Consider the following 16835-nt stretch of genomic DNA (forward strand, 5'->3'; position numbering starts at 1 on the left):
CAGCCCGCACGCTCGCCGCGGTGTGCCGTGAGTGGGTGGCTGACCGGTGGCCCGCGCACCGCTGGCCCGAAGGGCAGCGGTTCCCGGACAAGCCGGGGACGGCGTATCAGTACGCCGTCACCCTCGTACGCGTCGCCGAGCTGCTCGACCCGGCCGAGACGCGGGATGTCGCGGAGATCACGGGGGCGCAGTACGCGCAGGCGCTGACGGCGCTGTGGGGGACGTCGGCGGACCGGACGTGGAACCGCAACCGGGCCACCGTCGCATCGTTCCTCGCATGGTGCGCGGACGACGAACAACCCTACACAGAAGCGGAGTTGCCACGCCGGTGTCGCATGCGGAAGGTCCCGCAGGACAACACGCGGGCCGTGGAGAAGGAAGCCGACCTCGACCCGCTGTGGGACCCCGACCGCTTCCACCTGCGCGAGCGCTCGCTCTGGCGGGCCGGGTACGAGAGCGCGGCCCGGGGCGGGATCCTGCTACGTCTCGACGTGCCTGACCTCGAACTGGACCGCTTCCGGGCACGGGTGCAGACCAAGGGCGGGAATATCGAGTACCTCCTCTTCGGGACGAAGGGAACCGAGCTGATCACCGAGTACGTCGGCGGCCGGACGTGGGGGCCGGTGTGGCTGACGAAGATCCGGCCCCGGAACTGGCGCGAGCGCAACGAAGCCGACCGCGGCCCCTGCGATCTGTGCCGCCTGTCGTACGACAGGGCCGAGAAGGACTTCAAGGCGGCGACGCGGGCCCTGGGGATGACGGGGGAGGCCTCGTTCGGGTTCGAGTGGTTGACGCTGCACCAGAGCCGTCACTCCCGGCTCACCCACCTCGCCGAGGACGGGTGGGACACCCCGGAACTGATGACGGTGTCGCACCACAAGAGCGCGAAGACACTCCTGCGGTACGCGCGGCCGTCGGCGGCCGCCGTGGGCAGGAAGATGCGCGAGCAGGCGCCCCGCGCCGCCGTCCCGAGTCCGCGTGCGCAGAGCTCTGCGCACGCTGGGGACTGATCCTCAGATCACGAACCACATGACGCCCGCGACCGCCACGGTGCACGTCATCGCGATGGTCGTCGCCTGCTCCCACGGGCGTAGCCGGTCGAGACGGGCCTGTACGGCAGGGACGCCGGGCCACTGTTCGAACGGTCCGGGCGCCGGGGTCTTCTCGTCGGCGCTGCGCTGCAGCTCGGTCATCCACTGCGTGCACAGGCGGGCGCGAGTGGCGCCGTGGTGGTTGGCCACGAAGTGCACGGAGCACCACGCGATGCCGGTGAGTACGAGCAAGACCGCCAGGACCCAGCTCACGGGATCGTGGTTCATGGCGGCAGGGTAGCGGCGAACAGCGCGGCACGAGGTGGCGCTCACCGACCTCGGGCGCCCTGGTGAGTGATCATCAGATGTATGCGGATCCGTGACGGCCTCAAGCCCATGGCGGTACCCATGGCCTCCCTGACCAGGTGGCCGGGCAACCCGAAACAGCACGACTTGGACTTCATCGCGTACATGCTCACCACCTACGGGCAGTGGCGCCCCGCCGTGGTGCAGCGCTCGACGGGGCGGGTCCTGGTGGGCAACGGCATGCACGAGGCCGCCGAACGCATGGGCGCCACCGAGCTGGCCGTGGAATACCTCGACGTCGACGACACAGAGGCGAAGCGCGTCCTGCTGGCCGACAACCGGGCCGGGGAGCGCGGCGGGATGGACGAGGCGCTCCTGGCGCCGATGCTCGCCGACCTGCGAGCCACTGAGGACGGGCTGGCCGGGACCGGGTACAGCGAGCAGGACGCGGCGCTGCTCCTGGAGGAAGAGCACGGCGTCGAGGGGTTCGAGGCGGAGAGCGACGACCCGTCGGCGGGGGCCGCGGTGAGCGATGCGGAGCCGGTCACCGTGCGGGGGACGGTGTGGGAGCTGGGCGGGCACCGGCTGATGTGCGGCGACTCCCGCGACCGGTCCGACGTCGCCGAGCTGGTTGCCGGTGCGCGCCTGAATCTGGCGTTCACGTCGCCGCCGTACGCCGAGCAGCGCGCCTACGACGCGTCGTCGGGGTTCGTGCCGATCCCGCCCGAGGAGTACGTGGAGTGGTTCGAGCCGGTCGCGGCGAACGTCGCCGAGCACCTGGCGGACGACGGGTCGTGGTTCGTGAACATCAAGCCAGCCGCCGATGGCCTGGATACGCACCTGTACGTGATGGACCTGGTGACCACTCATGTCCGGGAGTGGGGGTGGCACTTCGCGACGGAGTTCTGCTGGGAGCGCCGGGGCATGCCGAAGAACGTCACGCTGCGGTTCAAGAACCAGTTCGAGCCGGTCTATCAGTTCGCGCGCGGGCGGTGGAAGGTACGCCCCGAGCAGGTCTCGCACCTCTCCAAGGAGGTGCCCGTTCCGCTGGGGCCGGGGGGCGGCAACACGGAGTGGGCCTCGGACCAGGGGTCCGTGGACCACTTCGACGAGCGCGAGAAGGTGCCGGGGCTGGCCTACCCGGGCAACCGGCTCCCCGCGTTCGCCTCCGGCAGCTTGTTCGGGCATGCGGCGGCGTTCCCGGTCGGGTTGCCGCGCTGGTTCACCATGGCGTTCACCGACCCCGGCGACACGGTTTACGACCCGTTCTCGGGGACGGGCACGACGATCCTCGCGGCGGAGATGACCGACCGCGTCGGGTACGGGATGGAGCTGTCGCCGCGCTACTGCGACGTCATCTGTGCCCGCTACCAGCACGCCACCGGCATCGTGCCGGTGCGCGACGGCCAGCGGGTCGACTTCAGTGACCGGATCGAGGTGCCCGCATGAGCGAGCCTGAGCGCACCGCACAGGTGTGGGACCAGCAGCGGGGGGAGTCCGACAAGGCGTACGCCGCCTACACGGCCTACTACCGGCTGGGGGTGCGCCGCTCCTACCGGAAGGTGGGGCAGGAGTTGGGCAAGAGTGACACGCTCATCGGCCGGTGGGGGGCGCGGTGGGGGTGGGTGGAGCGGGTGCGTGCGCAGGGCGTCTACGACCTGGAGATGGAGCGCGCGGAGTTCGCCGAGGAGCGGCGCCGCGCGGCGCGCAACGATGCGCGGGTGCTGTCCTCGCTGGTGGCGAAGGTCGGCGCCGCGGTGATGGCGCTGGATCCGGCAGAGCTGAAGCCGGAACAGCTGATCCGGCTGGCGGACGTGACGCTGAAGCACCGCCGGACCTTGTACGGGCCGGTGGACGAGGCGCCGGTGCACGTGCACGGCACGGTGGGGGATATGCCGGTGTCGGTGGAAGTGGAGCGATTCGACCGGCTTCCGGCGGCGGGGCAGGCGCGGGAGCTGGAGGAACTCGCGGCGCGGGTGTTGCGGGTGCGCGAGGCGATCGCCGCGGCGGCGTGATCGGGGGTGGTGTCGGCGCAGGCCGCCGAGTACGGGCGGCTGTACGAGCAGTACAAGGCGGCGTGCCAGGAACTGCTGTGTGATCCGGTGACTCTCGCGGCCGGTCTGGCGCCGGACTACCGGGTGCGCGGGCATCTGCGGGTGGTGGGGCAGGCCTTCGCGGACATGGCGGCCGGGGTGCACGACCGGACGATGGTCGTGCTGCCGCCGCAGGTGGGCAAGTCGGAGGCGGCGTCGCGGTGGGGGGTGTTCTGGTGGCTGGTGAAGCACCCCCACCACAAGATCATTCTGGTGTGTCACACGCAGGCCCTGGCGAACAAGCACTCGCGGCGGGTGCGGGACTTCATCACCGAGCACGGGCACCTGTTCGGCCTGAAACTCGCGCCGGGCAACGCCGCCGTGCAGGACTGGTCGCTCGTCTCCGGCGGGGGCCTGTTCGCCCTCGGCACCGGCGGATCGTCGGCCGGTAACCCCGCCGACGCCCTGTTCCTCGATGACCTCCTGAAGGGCCGTGTGCAGGCCGAGTCGAAGGGCGAGCGGGACAAGTCGCACGCCATCTACGGTGACGACCTCCTGTCCCGCCTCGCGCCGGGCGCGCCCGTCATCCTCACCGGCACCCGCTGGCACGAGGACGACCCGCAGGCGCGCATCCTGCGCGACGAGGGACGGCTGGAGGACGGCGGGGCGTGGCACGTGGTGCACATGCCCGCCATCGCCGACTTGGCCCTGACTGGCGGCACCGACCCGCTCGGGCGCGCGACCGGGGACCCGCTGCCCCACCCGAAGATCGAGGACGGAGACACCGAGCGCCTCAGCGCGTTCTGGGGGCGCCGTAAGGACGCGGTCAGCCGCGTCTCGCGGAACTCGTGGGCATCGCTGTACCAGGGCGACCCGAAGCCGCGTGAGGGCGCGCTCCTGAAGGCCGAGCAGAACCTCGCGATCCGGTTCCCCGGGCAGGCCGCCCCGGCCGTGCGGTCCGCGGTGGCTGTCGACCCCTCGGGGGTGGGGCACCGGGACACGGCGGGCATCGTGGGCGGCCACCTGGGCACCGACGGACGGCTGTGGGTCACCCACGACCGCACCGGGAACCTCGAAGTCGACGAGTGGGCGCGGGCGGCCGCCAAGCTGGCGATGGAGATCGACGCGGATGCCGTGGTGGTGGAGCAGGACTACGGCGGGAACATGCCAAAGACGCTCATCCGGGGAGCGTGGGAGCGCCTCGCGGAGGAGTGGGACACCGAGCACGACGGCGACGTGGACGCGGGGGCGAATCCGTATCGGTCGCGGATCGCGCCCGCCGTGGAGAACGTGAAGGCGCGCAAGGCGAAGGTGCTGCGGGCGGAGCCGGTGGCGGGGCAGATGCGCGAGGACCGTATCCGGTACGGGGCGTTCATGACGGAGCTGGAGAACGAGTGGGAGACGTGGCAGCCCGGCTCGAAGGAGTCGCCGGGGCGGATCGACGCCATGGTGTACCTCGCCTACCACCTGTTGCCCGTGCCGGGGACCTCGACGCAGTCGGGTTCGGTCGCGGGCTCGACGTGGGCCGACCTCGACGACGGCGAGCCGCCCACTGGGTGGGGAGAGTTCGACGGCGGCGCGGACGGCCGATCGATGTGGGGGCCGACGTAGTCGCTACTGGCCGGTCCGATCCTCCCCGAGGACCGACGTGACGTGCGGTCACCCCTGTACGGACCCGACAGGTACGGCGGGTGGAAAGGCCGGCTGCCGGATCGGAGGTGCGCCTGTGAGGGGTCGACAGGTCTTCACCGTCCACGTGGGGTTGAGACCCGGATTTCCTGATAGTTCGATCATTCCTACTTGTTCCATTCGTACAGGTTGATGGGGTGTTGGTCGGTTTGCGCGGCTAGAGTGAAATGGTGGTTTCCCTACAGGTCGCCCTGATTCTGGCCCTCGCGGTCGCCTACACCACGTACGTGGTGACGACGGCCCGCATCACCGAACCCGTGCGCCTGGCCCTGTACCGGCGCCGCCTCACGGCCCTGAAGGCCCGTCACGAGGCCGAGAAGGAACGCGGGGAAGACTCGCTTCACCCCGACTTCGCGATGGCGTCCCTGGCCGAATTGGCCCGCACCACCGGTTTGCCGATGCTGATCTCCTGCCCGTGGTGCGCCTCCCCGTACATCGCCACCGTCGCGTACGGCGTGTACTACGCGGCCACCGGCAGCCCGCCGACCACGTTCGCGGGAGTCCTGGGCGCGCTCGCCCTGATCGCCGCCACGGCGTATGTGACGGGGTTCCTGGCCACCATCAGCAACAAGAGCTAGGAGTGATGGGGTTGCCCAAGCCGCGTTTCCTGCGCCGCCGCTCCGATGACGACGGCGAGTTCGCCGCACGGCGCGCGCTGGGCACCCAGACGCTCATGGGGTACGGCACGTCCGGTGTCTCGTACACGCCGCGCACCACCGCTTGGCAGTCCCAGGCCTGGCGGGACTACAAACGAGTCGGCGCCGTCCGGTTCGGCGTGAACACGATCGCCCGCGCCTGCTCGCTCACGCGCCTCACCGCCGCCCGCATCGACCCCACCGGCGACTCGGCGCCCGAGCCCATCGACGACGACCGTTATCAGCAGGTTCTCGCCGACTTCGGGGGAGGTCAGGACGGGCAGGCCGAACTCATCGACCGCGCCGCGCTGCACATCCAGGTGCCGGGGCAGACGTTCCTGTGCTCGTGGGAGACCCCCGACGGCGAGCGCATGTGGCACGCGGCCTCCACCAGCGAACTCTCCGTGGGAACCCGCCCCGACTCCCTCACCCTGCGCATGGACGCCGAGGGCACCCAGGTCGAGCTGACCCCCGACAACTCCTTCGTCTCCCGCATCTGGCGCCGGGACCCCGAGCAGGCGTGGGAAGCCGACTCACCGATGCGCTCGCTCTCGGACGACTTCGAGCTTTTGTGTCTCCTCAACGGCTACAACAAGGCATCCGCCCGCTCCCGGCTCACCGGGGCCGGTGTGTGGATGGTGTCCAACCGGGCGCAGATGGCCTCCCACGACGGCAAGAGCCTGGTGCAGGGCCCGCAGGCGTTCGCGCAGATGCTCGGGCAGACCGCGGCCCGCGCGAAGAAGGACCCCGACAGCCCGGCGGCGATGGTGCCGATCGTCATGGCGATGGACCCCGACGACATCAAAGCCCAGGAGTTCCAGACGTTCGAGACCCCGTTCAGCGAACGCATCCCCGAGCTGCAAGAGGGCTGTCTGCGCCGTATCGCGCTGGGGATGGACATGCCCCCAGAGAAGGTGCTGGGACTGTCGGGGATGGGCCTGTCGGGCGGCGAGGGGAGGGCGAACCACTGGGGCGGCTGGCTCGCCGACGAGGAGACCATCAAGACGACGATCCGCCCACTGCTCAAGCTGTTCTGCTCGGCGATCACCCGCGCCTACTACCTGCCCGCCCTCAAGCATGCGGGCCTGGACACGAAGAACGTGGTGATCGTCCCGAACCTTGCCGCGCTGGAGCAGCGCCCCAACCGCAGCGCGGAGGCGATCCAGCTGCGCGCCGTCGGCGCGCTCTCTGACGAGGCGGCCCGCCGCGAGGCCGGGTTCGGGGACGCGGACGCGCCCGACGAGGAGCAGCGGCGCGAGCAGATCGGGTACGCGCTCGCCACCAACCCCACCTCTACGGAACTCGGCCTGTCCCTGCTAGGCATCAGCGCCCCGCAGGCGCCCGCGCAGGCCCGCACCGAGGCCCCGGCACCCCAAGCCCCCGCGCGGCCGCCCGTGGCGAAGCAGGCGCCCGCGCGGGCCACCCCCACCACCCCCGCGCCCGCCACGGACACCAGGTCGCTGCCCTCGCAGCCCTCGGCGCCCACCGGGAACGGCCCGAAAGCCCCCACCGCCATCACCGCGGCCGCCGATCAGGCCGTGCTGCGTGCCCTGGAAGTCGCGGGCAAGCGGATGCTGGACCGCGGCACACGGCACCGGTTCGCCGACGTCCACCCCTGGGAGCTGCACACCCGTATCCGCCCCGATGACGCCGACCTCGACCGGCTGCTCGCCGGAGCCTGGTCGATGCTCGCGGCGACCGGCACCGACGCGGCGACCATCGGATACCTCGACCAGTACACCCGCCAGCTCCTGACCAACGGCCGCCCCCACACGCCCGGCAGACTCCCGTGAGCGGCCTGCGCCGCGCCCTGGGCCGGGCGGTGTCCTCGTTCCTCACCCGGGCCCGCCGCATCCTCACCCCGGGCGGTGTCGACTTCGGGCAGTGGCCCGACCGGTGGGAGTGGCAGGAGGACCTGCGCGACCACTTCGCCGACGCCCTCGACCACGCGATGAGCGTCGACGGCGTCGAGGGCGAGTTCGCCGCCGCCTACGCGCGGGCGGTCATGGCCCGCATGAACGACAGCCACTTCCCCGACCACCTCTACCGCCAGGCCCTCGACATCGCCGAGCAGGCCCGCCGCGACGCCACACCCGACGAGGACACCCGGGCGGCGCTCGCCGCGCTCCTGGACCCCGCCAACCCGCGCGTTCGGGCGTTCCTCGACTCCCGCAGCGAGCAAGAGGTCCACACCCTCACCCAGGCCGCGACCTACGCCGCCGCGGCCGCCGAGTCGCTGGAGACCGGGCGCCCGGTCGGCCTGCTGTGGCGTACCCGCCAGGACAACCGCGTGCGCCCCGCTCACCATCTGGCGAACGGTCAGCAGCGCATCGCGGGGCGCGCGTTCGTCGTCGGCGGGGAGCCGCTGCGCTGGCCCGGAGACCCCCTCGGGTCCCCGGCCAACACCATGAACTGCCGCTGCCGCCTCCATCGCGTGACTGCCACGCTCACCGCTTCGATGGGAGACCCCATGCCTGACGCATCTGTTCCGGGAACGTGGGGTCCGTCCCCCGTTGCCCCGCTGGATTCCGTGACGACGGACGGGCGGATCCTGCGCGCCCCCGAGGACGGCGAGTTCCGCAGCCGCGCGTTCCCGCTGCCGCTCCAGTTCCAGGAGTTCCTGATGCCCGCTCACTCCGGTGCACGGCAGGGCCTGGCACGGATGGACCGGGCGTGGGTCGCCGAGGTCGACGGCCGCAAGGTGCTGATGGCCGAGGGCACCTTCGACATGGCCGACCCGCAGGGCGCCGAGCTCGCGCGGAAGGTCCACGAGAAGTTCCTCGGCGGGGTGTCGGTGGACCTCGACCGCGACCTCTACAGCGCGGACCGGGAGGTGAACGAGGACGGGCACGAGGTCATCTCGAACTGGACACTGGGCGGGGCGACATTGACCGCGCGCCCGGCGTTCGCCGAGCTCGCGAACATCTCCCCGCCCACCGCGCCCGCCGAGCACGAGGACGAGGTGGGGGTGGAGCCGGTCGTGGAGGCGGGCCGCCTCGAGTCGGCTGATGTTCCGTCAGCCGGCGGGGAAGTGTTCGGCGCGCAGAGCATCGGGGATCTGCCGATCGCGGACGCGGGCACACCGTGGGACGGCCCGGCCGCCGCCAAGGCCCTCATCAAGCGCGCGGACGGGAAGCGCGCGGACGGGTTCCTGTGGCGCGACAGCAGCAAGCCCGTCGATGAGGCCGGGGCGTACAAGCTGCCCGTGGCCACCGTGAAGGACGGGAAGCTCGTCATCGTCCCGCACGCGGTCAACGCGGTCGCCTCGGCGCTCGCCGGGGGCCGGGGCGGGGTCGACATCCCCGAGGGCGACAAGGACAAGATCCGCGCGACCGTGCAGCGGATTCAGGCGCGGGTGAAGGAGCAGCGCAAGCCCGCGTCGGTCACCTCCTCGACGGGCACCGTGACGCATCCCCCGGCGGCGTTCTTCGCCGACCCGTGCCTGCCCGGCCCGACCCCCCTCACGATCACCCGCGAGGGCCGCGTGATCGGACACATGGCCGCGTTCACCATCGACGGGCGCCCGGCCGAGCACACCGGACGCCCCGGAATCCAGGTCCCGCGCGACTCCGGGTCCGGCTACCGGCACTTCATGGTCGGGGCGACCGAGACCGCCGAGGGCGACATCATCGCCACCGGCAACATCGTCCTCGGCACCCCGCACGCGCCCGGCGCGTGGGACATGCGGCAGACCGCCGACTGGTACGCCGACACCGGTCAGTGCGTCGCCACCGTGCGGGTGGGCGAGGACGCGCACGGCATCTGGGTGTCCGGCGCGCTGGTGCCCGGCATCACCCCGGTGCAGCTCGCCGCGCTGCGCCGCTCCCCGCTCTCGGGAGACTGGCGCACCACCGGGGGAGCCCTGGAACTCATCGCGTCCCTCGCGGTGAACAACCAGGGCTTCACCGTGCCGCGCACTCAGGCCCGCACCGAGCAAGGCCGCCCGTACTCGCTGGTCGCCGCCGGTGCACTGGAGCCCGCCCCCGAGACGCCCGACGCGGCGGCCGACCATCAGGGCGTGGCCGAGCTGGCCGCGCAGCGCGCTGTGATGCTGCACGAGCAGCGCGGCCGAGAGCGGGACCTGTTCGCCGCGGTGGACCAGGTGTTCGCCGACTCCGCGATGGCGGCCGCCGCCCTCGCGTTCCGTGCGAGCGACCGTGCGCCGCGTACGCGGCGCAAGGACGACGACGAGGATCAGGTGCCCGAGCCATCGGAGGACGACGTCGCCGACGGCGAGTACTTCGGGGAGTGTCTCGACCACGACTGCGACAGCGCCGAGTTCGCGAACTGGGTCCAGAAGACCGGCACCGGCCATTTGCCCCGCTACATCAAACGCATCTCCAAACACCTGACGAAAAAGGGGATGACGAAAGGGCACGCGATCGCGACGGCCGTGAATGCGGCCAAGAAGATGTGCGCGACCGGCGACCTGAATTGGCCCGGTTTGCAGAGCGTGAATGCCGGGTCGAAGGCGCAGGCGTGCAAGGCTGTCGCGGAATGGGAAGCGAAAAAGGCCGAGGCGAAAGCCAAACGGAAGTAGAACGGGAAGCGAACCGGAATCGGTGACGGGAGAGCGATATGTGTTGTGGGAGATCGAGTACGCCGGGTGTGGCGGCGAACGGGGCGCCGATGGTGTGGGTGACGTTCCCGGCCGACGGTAGCGAGCCGATTCCGCGCGCCACCTACCTGGAAGCGCAGGCCGATCACGCGGTCCTCGGCGGCCGCCTGGTGCAGACGGCCGACCCGACCCATACGGGTTGAACACTCGTCAGGAATGCCCCCGAGTTCACGAGTTGAATTCACGGGGGCATTTCGCGACAGGCGCACCGCACAGAGTGCGCGTACCATGATCTTCGTTGAGCCTGACGCGCTGAGGGCCGGGGTTCATCAACGAATAGCAGACGCGTCGAATCGCGTTTTGATGGCTTGCAGTGCTGAGGGCCGGAGCCGACACCCCACACGCCGAATTGTGCCGTGGAGGCCCGCTCATGCCGAAGACTCCCGCTGAAATCCTCGCGCTCCTCATCGCGCCCGACGCCGACCACGCCCAGATCCTCACCGATCACGTGGGTGCAGGAGGCAGTCTCGACGACGTCCGTAACGCCGCCGCCGCCCGCTTCAATGAGCTGCGCGACCGTCACACCGCTGGCGAATCGCCTCTGAGTTCCGCCGAGCTCGGGGAGGTGCGCGCGCTGGGCGACTCGGTCCAGGCCGCATCCCAGGTCGAGCAGCAGGCCGCCGACGTCGCCGACATGTTCGACTCCGTCGGGCAGATGATGGAGCCGCCCGCCCCGGTCGAGGAGGCCCCCGCCGAGCAGGCGGTGGCCGCCGAGGTTCCCGCGCAGGGCACCGAGCAGAACACGGCGCCCGCCGAGGTCGCCGCCGCGCCCGTCACCGAAGGTGCGCCGTCCGGCGCGCTGGAGCCGGTCGCCGCAGCCTCACGCGAGGTGGGACGCGTACCGCTCGCATCCCTGGCCTCCGACCACTCCGGGGTACGCCGCGCAGCGCAGCACCCCGACACCGGCGCCCCGCCCGCATCCCCGTGGTCCATCACTGCCTCGGCCGGATCCGCGGAGATCCCCCCGGGCAAGAAGCTCGACTTCGAGGGGCTGGTGACGCTCACTCAGGAGCGACTGTCCGCGCTCTCCGGTTCGGGCGTCTCCGGATCGTCGACGATCGCGAAGTTCACGTACGCGCGTGACCCCAAGCTCGTCGCGGCGGGCCCGCACGACCACCAGGTCGTGGACTACGCCGGGGACGAATCCCGCCTCCCCGGCGGCTCGCTCACGGCGGCCGTGGGCGCCGCGCCTCCCGGGGACGGATGGTGCAGCCCGTCGGAGACCGACTACTCCTTCTGTGCCGACGAGTCGACGCTGGACGGCATCCTCGCGCTGCCCACCATCACGGTGCGCCACGGCGGGATCCGCTGGCCGCTCACCCCGGACTGGGAAGAGGTCTTCAAGGTCCTGGAGTCCGGCACCTGGGACTGGACCGCCGAGGACTTCAACAAGCCCGTCGACTGGGAGGGCGAGGGCGGCTCGAAGTTCCGGCCGCAGAAGCCGTGCGCGAACATCCCCTGCCCCGACTGGGAGGAGCTGCGCCTGCTCCCGCGCGGTCTGTGCATCTCGGCGGACATCCTCCAGAACCACGCGTGGCCCGAGCTGCTCCCGATGTGGATCCAGCGCCTGATGAAGGCGTACGCGCACAAGGTCAACGCGGGCAACATCCAGAAGATCCTGTCCCTGGTCAAGGCCAAGGAGAAGGTTGCCGTCGGCCCGACGGCCGAGCGCGTGTGGCCGTACGGTCCGGGTGCGACCTCCGGCCTCCTGGAGACCGTCGAGGTCCTGATCGAGGACGTCCGCGAGTCGGGCAAGCTCTCCCCGCGCACGACGCTGGAAACGGTCCTGCCGTACTGGGTGCGCGGCCTGCTGCGCGCCGACCTCTCCAAGCGCGAGGGCGTCGACCTGCTGTCGATGTCGAACGCGCGCATCGACTCGCTGTTCGCCGAGCGCGGCGCGAAGCTGTCGTTCGTACGGGACTGGCAGCCGCTGCGCGGCAAGACGCCCGACGCCGTGCCCACCTCGTACCCGAACGACCTCCAGGTCCTCATGTACCAGGCAGGTGCGTTCGTCGCCGCCCGCGAGGACGTCATCCGCCTGAACGGCGTGCACGACGCGGCGCAGCTGCGCCGCAACGTCTACACCGCGCTGTTCATGGAAGAGGCCGCGGCACTGGGCCGTCGCTGCGGCGCCGCCCGCCTCCTGGACATCAAGCTGTGCCCGAACGGCGTGACCACGGGCGGCCTGACCCCCGAGGACAAGATGGCCGTCTGCCCGCCCGCCTCCGGCGGCGGTAGCTGACCACCCCCAAGCGCCCCGCCCCCGCGCCGAAACCCACGCAGCGGCGCGCGGGCGGGGACCCCTACCGATAAGGAGGGTGGCCGGTGGTCACACCCCAGCACCACATCCCGGCGCCGCCCGGCAAGCCGTGGCCGCGTGGCCTGTTCTCCGCCGCCGCGCTGCTCGATGACCTGCGCGAGGGCGCGGACGGCACGTGGGTCACCGACGCGTGCGCGACGGGGGCCGTGCTGCCCTACTGCGGCGCCGGTCGCCCCGCCCCCGGACCCAAGTCGTTCGACATGTCGAACTGGCTTACCGCGACGCCGTTCGTCGTGCAGGCCGGGTTCAACTGCAACGCGGTCGGCGTGTACGACGCCCGCGAGCACGCCGAGCGGGCCCTCGCGGCCATCGAGCAGCGCCTGGTGGAACAGACGATCTGGCGCGGTCTGGGCGGCGCGGCATCGCTCGCCGAGGGCGCCGACGACGTGTCAGGCGAAGTGCCCGTGGCCCTCGTCGACGCGATCGCCGCACTCGAAGGCGAGCTAGCCGCGCGGACCGGGCACGTAGGGGTCATCCACGCCCCCGCGAAGCTCGGCGCGATGCTCACCTCCCAGCAGATCGCCGCCGTCGGGGCGGACGGCGTGCTGCGTACAGCGCTGGGCACCGCGGTGGTCCTCGGCGCCGGATACGACGGCTTCGCACCCGACGGCAGCGCGCCCGTGGACGGCGACGGCAACACCGGGGTCGTCCTGTACGCGACCGGCCCGGTCGCCGTGCACCGCCAGGCCGCGCCGATCGTCAACGGCGGCGACCCCGACGGCTTCCACACCCGCCTGAACACCATTCAGGGCCTCGCCGAGCGCGGGTACATGGTCGCCGCGGACTGCCCCCGCCTCAAGGCAGCCGCCTACTGGCCCTCGACGTCCGGGACTCCCGGGCACACGCCGCTGAAGGCGCCGGCGAATCTCACGCTCACCCCGGACACCACGTCGGTTCACGCGAAGTGGGATGTGGTTGAGGGTGCGAGCGACTACGTCCTCACGATCACAAAGGACTCCTGACCATGGCAGAAAACGCATCCTGCTTCTCGATCACGAATCTCGTCGCGGCGCGTGTGACTGCCGTGGACGGCTGCGGGAAGCCCATCTACGGCGACCAGTCGGTGTGTGTGTTCGACGGGTTCTCGTCCGCGAAGTTCTCCCCGGAGTACGAGGACGGCAACGAGGTCAGCAAGAAGAAGGCGAACGGCAAGATCTGTGTGCAGCGCAAGTTGCCGGACCTGCTGAAGTGGGTCGAGAACGAGTTCACGTTCTGCGAGTTGGACAGCGGCGCGGTGTCGATCATGAACCCGACGTGGCCGCAGGTCCTCGACGCTGCGGGCAACACGAGCGGATTCCGGGTCTCCTCCGACCAGGAGGACCGGCGCGGCTTCGCCCTCGAACTGTGGGCAGACGTCGAGGTGTCGGGCGGCTTCGACCCGTGTGACTCCGATGCCCCCGACGTCGAGGGGCAGTGGGAGTACGTACTCATCCCGTGGATGAGCTCGGGCCGTATCGGCGAGCTGGAGTTCGGAGACGAGGGCCTGGACTGGGTCCTGACGTCCCGTTCGCGCACCAACTCGCGGTGGGGCGTCGGCCCGCACCAGGTGACGAGGGACGCGGCGGGCAACCTCTCTCCGCTGTTGACGCCGATCGGGAAGAACGAGCCGATCCACTTCGACACCGTGACGGTGCCGCCGCCCGAGGTGCAGTGCGGGTTCCAGCCGCTGCTCAAGCCGAGCCCGAACATCCCGATGCCCACCGGCCTCACGCTCGCGCCGACCGACACCACCGTGACGGCGACGTGGGACGAGCTGTCTGACGTGGACTCCTACGACGTGCAGATCCGTAAGAGCTGAGAGGACGACCCATGACGAGCGCTGTAGAGCCGCGTGAGACCACCACCAAGACTGAGTACGAGTTCACGGGCCTGACGCCGGGGACCCGCTACACGGTGTCGGTGCGTGGCCGTAAGGGTGTCGAGGCCGGACCGGCAGCGACCGAAGAGACCCAGACCAAGACCAAGCTGCCCACCCCGGCTCCGCCGGTCCTCAAGTCGGGCACGCGCCCGACCGAGACCGGGTTCGAGCTCCAGTGGAAGCGCGACCCGAACGCCTCCGCCTACAAGGGGACGGCGACGAAGGTCGGCGGGGGAGGCACCGCGACGGTCACGGTTGACTCGCCGCTGGCCGACCCGGTCACGGCGAAGGTGACGGGCGCGGTGGCGGCCACCGAGTACGAGGTGACGATCGTCGCCGTCGGCGACGAGAGCCACCAGGACTCTGACGCGTCCGCCGCGGCACGGTTCCGTACGGCGTCCCCGGCGACGCCGGTCTCGCCTCCCGGCAAGCCGACGGTCAAGGGCTCGCCGACGGCGGACGGATTCGTGGTGGAGTTCACCGCCTCGTCCACGGCCGGTGCGACGTACACGGCCACGGCGAAGAAGTCCGACGACACCGGCAGCCCGGTCACGGGCACGGTCGAGACGAGCGGGGCGAAGCCGACGGCGACGTTCACCGGGCTGACGGCCGAGACCGCGTACAAGGCCACGGTGATCGCGAAGAAGTCCGGCTCGCCGGACTCGACCCCGGCCGTGTCCGAGGACATCACCACCGCGGCGTCGGTCCGCGCGAAGTAGTACCCGGTGCCGCCGCTCCCGATCCGCCGTCACACGGTGACGGGAGCGGCGGCCCGGCAGATGCCAACCCACAAGTGATCGGGGTTCACGTTGGGCGACAGTAGCCTCCCGTGCGGATGGTCGGTAGAGCGGCTGTGTCCGGACGTTGACGAGGCCCGGTGGGCGTGGGCGTCGGCGGCGGCCGTCAGGGTCCTGCACATGCTCACCGGGCAGCGCTGGTGCGCTACCCGCGCGGTGGTGCGTCCGTGCCGCCGCTGTGGCTGCGATCCGTGCTCGCGGTGCGGTGGCGGCGCTCTGTGGGGATCGGCCTCGGGGTGGACCCCGGTCCTCGACGACGGCAAGTGGTTCAACATCGAGTGCGGCACGTGCGCGCCGAACACCGGGTGCGGGTGCGGGGATGTCCCCTCGCTCGCTCTGGACGGCCCCGTGGCCGAGGTGCACGGCATCATCATGGACGGCCAGCCCCTCCCCGAGGGGTCGTGGCGGGTCTACGACGAGCAGATCCTGGTGCGGCTTGGCGGCGCCGAGTGGCCGCGCTGCCAGGACCTCACCCGGCCCCTCACGGAGCGGGGCACGTGGGCGGTCGACTACACGCGCGGCCACGCCCCGCCGCTGGAGGCCGCGCACTACGCGGGCCTGCTGGCGTGCGAGCTGGCGAAGCCGCCGGGGGAGTGCCGCCTGGATCCCCGGGTGACGCAGCTGTCCCAGGACGGTGTCACGTACTCGTTCGATCCGGCGACGTTCTTCGCCGAGGGCATGACGGGGCTGCGGGAGATCGACCTGTGGCTGATGGCGCTGCGTCAGCCCTCCCACCAGGTGGGCATGTGGCACCCGGACATGGACTATCCGATGCAGTCCACCGGCCCGTTCGACCCGCTCTCTCCGTGGGCATCCCCTGACCGGATCGGCGGCCGCTGATGACCACGCCCCCGCTGATGCCGGTGTCGTTCCGGATCGCGGCCGCGCTCGTGGAGTGCGTGCGCGCGAATCTGGCGTGCCACGGGATGGTGCCGTGCACGACCACGGTCCGGCACTCCGTGGACGACCAGGTGCCGATGTACTGGTGCGCGCCGTCGTGCGAGTGCGAGGGCGGCGGATCGGGGCACCTGTACGCGCGGGTGGCGTCCGTGGACTCCCCGCAGGCGGCGAGTGAGACGCGCCCCGGGCGCCCGGTCACGGGCGGCTGTCACGCCGACACCGTCGTGCAGGTCGATGTCGGTATCCACCGCTGTACGAGCGCGCATAACACCCCTGACATGAAACCCGAGCTGGTCACGGATCAGGCCCGACAGCTCCTCGTCGACGAACAGATCATGCGCGCCGCGCTGCACCCCTCGAACTGCACGGGCCTGCCTGCGAAGTGGACGGCTGTGGCGGGGCTGTGGACGCCTTCGGGCCCGGCCGGGGGCTGTGCGGGCGGGCAGATCCGGGTCACGGCCGCAGGCCGGCTGTGGCTGCACGATTTCGGACAGCGAAGGGTGGTGCGTGATGACGGGTGATCAGCCGGTGGTGACGGTGCGGGTGGAGCACCTGTTCGCGGGGTCCCCGCCGATCGGATCCGTCGTGACGGTTCGGTGGTCGCCGTTCCTTCAGGTCCTTGTCGACCGTGGCTTCTACAGCGTGCAG

Annotated in this window: 15 protein-coding genes; 14 read left to right on the forward strand and 1 reads right to left on the reverse strand. The window is 71.1% G+C overall.

Going from position 1 to position 16835, the window contains the following annotated elements; genetic code table 11:
* Positions 1-35: 35 nt before the first annotated feature.
* Positions 36-1010, forward strand: coding sequence for a tyrosine-type recombinase/integrase (locus ACIO9J_RS43100; RefSeq protein ID WP_402011319.1), 975 nt, complete (start codon positions 36-38; stop codon positions 1008-1010).
* A 3-nt stretch (positions 1011-1013) separates the two neighbouring features.
* Here the strand turns inward: ACIO9J_RS43100 and ACIO9J_RS43105 are convergent, their stop codons facing one another.
* Positions 1014-1319 (reverse strand): hypothetical protein, encoded by a 306-nt coding sequence (locus ACIO9J_RS43105; RefSeq protein ID WP_402011322.1) that lies wholly within the window; start codon positions 1317-1319, stop codon positions 1014-1016.
* Between the two features lie 81 nt (positions 1320-1400).
* Between ACIO9J_RS43105 and ACIO9J_RS43110 the strand changes: the two genes are divergently transcribed.
* From ACIO9J_RS43110 to ACIO9J_RS43170, 13 genes are all read left to right on the forward strand, one after another.
* Complete coding sequence (locus ACIO9J_RS43110) at positions 1401-2786, forward strand: DNA modification methylase (RefSeq protein WP_402011325.1); 1386 nt, start codon at positions 1401-1403, stop codon at positions 2784-2786.
* Positions 2783-3352, forward strand: coding sequence for a hypothetical protein (locus ACIO9J_RS43115; protein ID WP_402011327.1), 570 nt, complete (start codon positions 2783-2785; stop codon positions 3350-3352). Before ACIO9J_RS43110 ends, ACIO9J_RS43115 begins: the two co-directional genes overlap by 4 nt.
* Positions 3353-3361: 9 nt before the next feature.
* On the forward strand, positions 3362-4981 hold the full coding sequence (locus ACIO9J_RS43120; RefSeq protein ID WP_402011330.1) for a terminase large subunit domain-containing protein: 1620 nt from the start codon (positions 3362-3364) through the stop codon (positions 4979-4981).
* Between the two features lie 248 nt (positions 4982-5229).
* Complete coding sequence (locus tag ACIO9J_RS43125; RefSeq protein ID WP_402011332.1) at positions 5230-5637, forward strand: hypothetical protein; 408 nt, start codon at positions 5230-5232, stop codon at positions 5635-5637.
* Positions 5638-5648: 11 nt separating this feature from the next.
* A complete protein-coding gene (locus ACIO9J_RS43130) occupies positions 5649-7487 on the forward strand; it encodes a hypothetical protein (RefSeq protein WP_402011335.1) in 1839 nt (612 codons plus the stop codon).
* Complete coding sequence (locus ACIO9J_RS43135) at positions 7484-10234, forward strand: hypothetical protein (protein WP_402011338.1); 2751 nt, start codon at positions 7484-7486, stop codon at positions 10232-10234. Before ACIO9J_RS43130 ends, ACIO9J_RS43135 begins: the two co-directional genes overlap by 4 nt.
* An 89-nt stretch (positions 10235-10323) precedes the next feature.
* The gene (locus tag ACIO9J_RS43140) at positions 10324-10455 is read left to right on the forward strand and encodes a hypothetical protein (protein ID WP_402011341.1); all 132 of its coding nucleotides are present in this window, start codon (positions 10324-10326) and stop codon (positions 10453-10455) included.
* A 227-nt stretch (positions 10456-10682) separates the two neighbouring features.
* Entirely contained in the window at positions 10683-12554 is a 1872-nt protein-coding gene (locus ACIO9J_RS43145) for a major capsid protein (protein ID WP_402011344.1), read from the forward strand.
* An 83-nt stretch (positions 12555-12637) separates the two neighbouring features.
* A complete protein-coding gene (locus ACIO9J_RS43150; RefSeq protein ID WP_402011345.1) occupies positions 12638-13594 on the forward strand; it encodes a hypothetical protein in 957 nt (318 codons plus the stop codon).
* Between the two features lie 2 nt (positions 13595-13596).
* Positions 13597-14430: a hypothetical protein gene (locus ACIO9J_RS43155; RefSeq protein WP_402011348.1), complete on the forward strand. Its 834-nt coding sequence runs from the start codon at positions 13597-13599 to the stop codon at positions 14428-14430.
* Between the two features lie 11 nt (positions 14431-14441).
* Complete coding sequence (locus ACIO9J_RS43160) at positions 14442-15209, forward strand: hypothetical protein (RefSeq protein ID WP_402011351.1); 768 nt, start codon at positions 14442-14444, stop codon at positions 15207-15209.
* Between the two features lie 198 nt (positions 15210-15407).
* Positions 15408-16127, forward strand: coding sequence for a hypothetical protein (locus ACIO9J_RS43165; RefSeq protein WP_402011354.1), 720 nt, complete (start codon positions 15408-15410; stop codon positions 16125-16127).
* Positions 16127-16708, forward strand: a complete 582-nt coding sequence (locus ACIO9J_RS43170; RefSeq protein ID WP_402011355.1) for a hypothetical protein — start codon at positions 16127-16129, stop codon at positions 16706-16708. The genes ACIO9J_RS43165 and ACIO9J_RS43170 overlap by 1 nt, the downstream gene beginning before the upstream one ends.
* Positions 16709-16835: the final 127 nt, after the last annotated feature.

This window comes from Streptomyces sp. NPDC087300, assembly GCF_044744425.1.
Classification (GTDB): Bacteria; Actinomycetota; Actinomycetes; order Streptomycetales; family Streptomycetaceae; genus Streptomyces.

What these genes read in the sequence shown, in the direction of transcription:
- ACIO9J_RS43105 (WP_402011322.1), bottom strand. Translation starts at nt 1,319, where the DNA reads ATGAACCACGATCCCGTGAGCTGGGTCCTGGCGGTCTTGCTCGTACTC.
- ACIO9J_RS43110 (WP_402011325.1), top strand. Translation starts at nt 1,401, where the DNA reads ATGCGGATCCGTGACGGCCTCAAGCCCATGGCGGTACCCATGGCCTCC.
- ACIO9J_RS43115 (WP_402011327.1), top strand. Translation starts at nt 2,783, where the DNA reads ATGAGCGAGCCTGAGCGCACCGCACAGGTGTGGGACCAGCAGCGGGGG.
- ACIO9J_RS43140 (WP_402011341.1), top strand. Translation starts at nt 10,324, where the DNA reads ATGGTGTGGGTGACGTTCCCGGCCGACGGTAGCGAGCCGATTCCGCGC.
- ACIO9J_RS43145 (WP_402011344.1), top strand. Translation starts at nt 10,683, where the DNA reads ATGCCGAAGACTCCCGCTGAAATCCTCGCGCTCCTCATCGCGCCCGAC.
- ACIO9J_RS43155 (WP_402011348.1), top strand. Translation starts at nt 13,597, where the DNA reads ATGGCAGAAAACGCATCCTGCTTCTCGATCACGAATCTCGTCGCGGCG.
- ACIO9J_RS43160 (WP_402011351.1), top strand. Translation starts at nt 14,442, where the DNA reads ATGACGAGCGCTGTAGAGCCGCGTGAGACCACCACCAAGACTGAGTAC.
- ACIO9J_RS43165 (WP_402011354.1), top strand. Translation starts at nt 15,408, where the DNA reads ATGCTCACCGGGCAGCGCTGGTGCGCTACCCGCGCGGTGGTGCGTCCG.
- ACIO9J_RS43170 (WP_402011355.1), top strand. Translation starts at nt 16,127, where the DNA reads ATGACCACGCCCCCGCTGATGCCGGTGTCGTTCCGGATCGCGGCCGCG.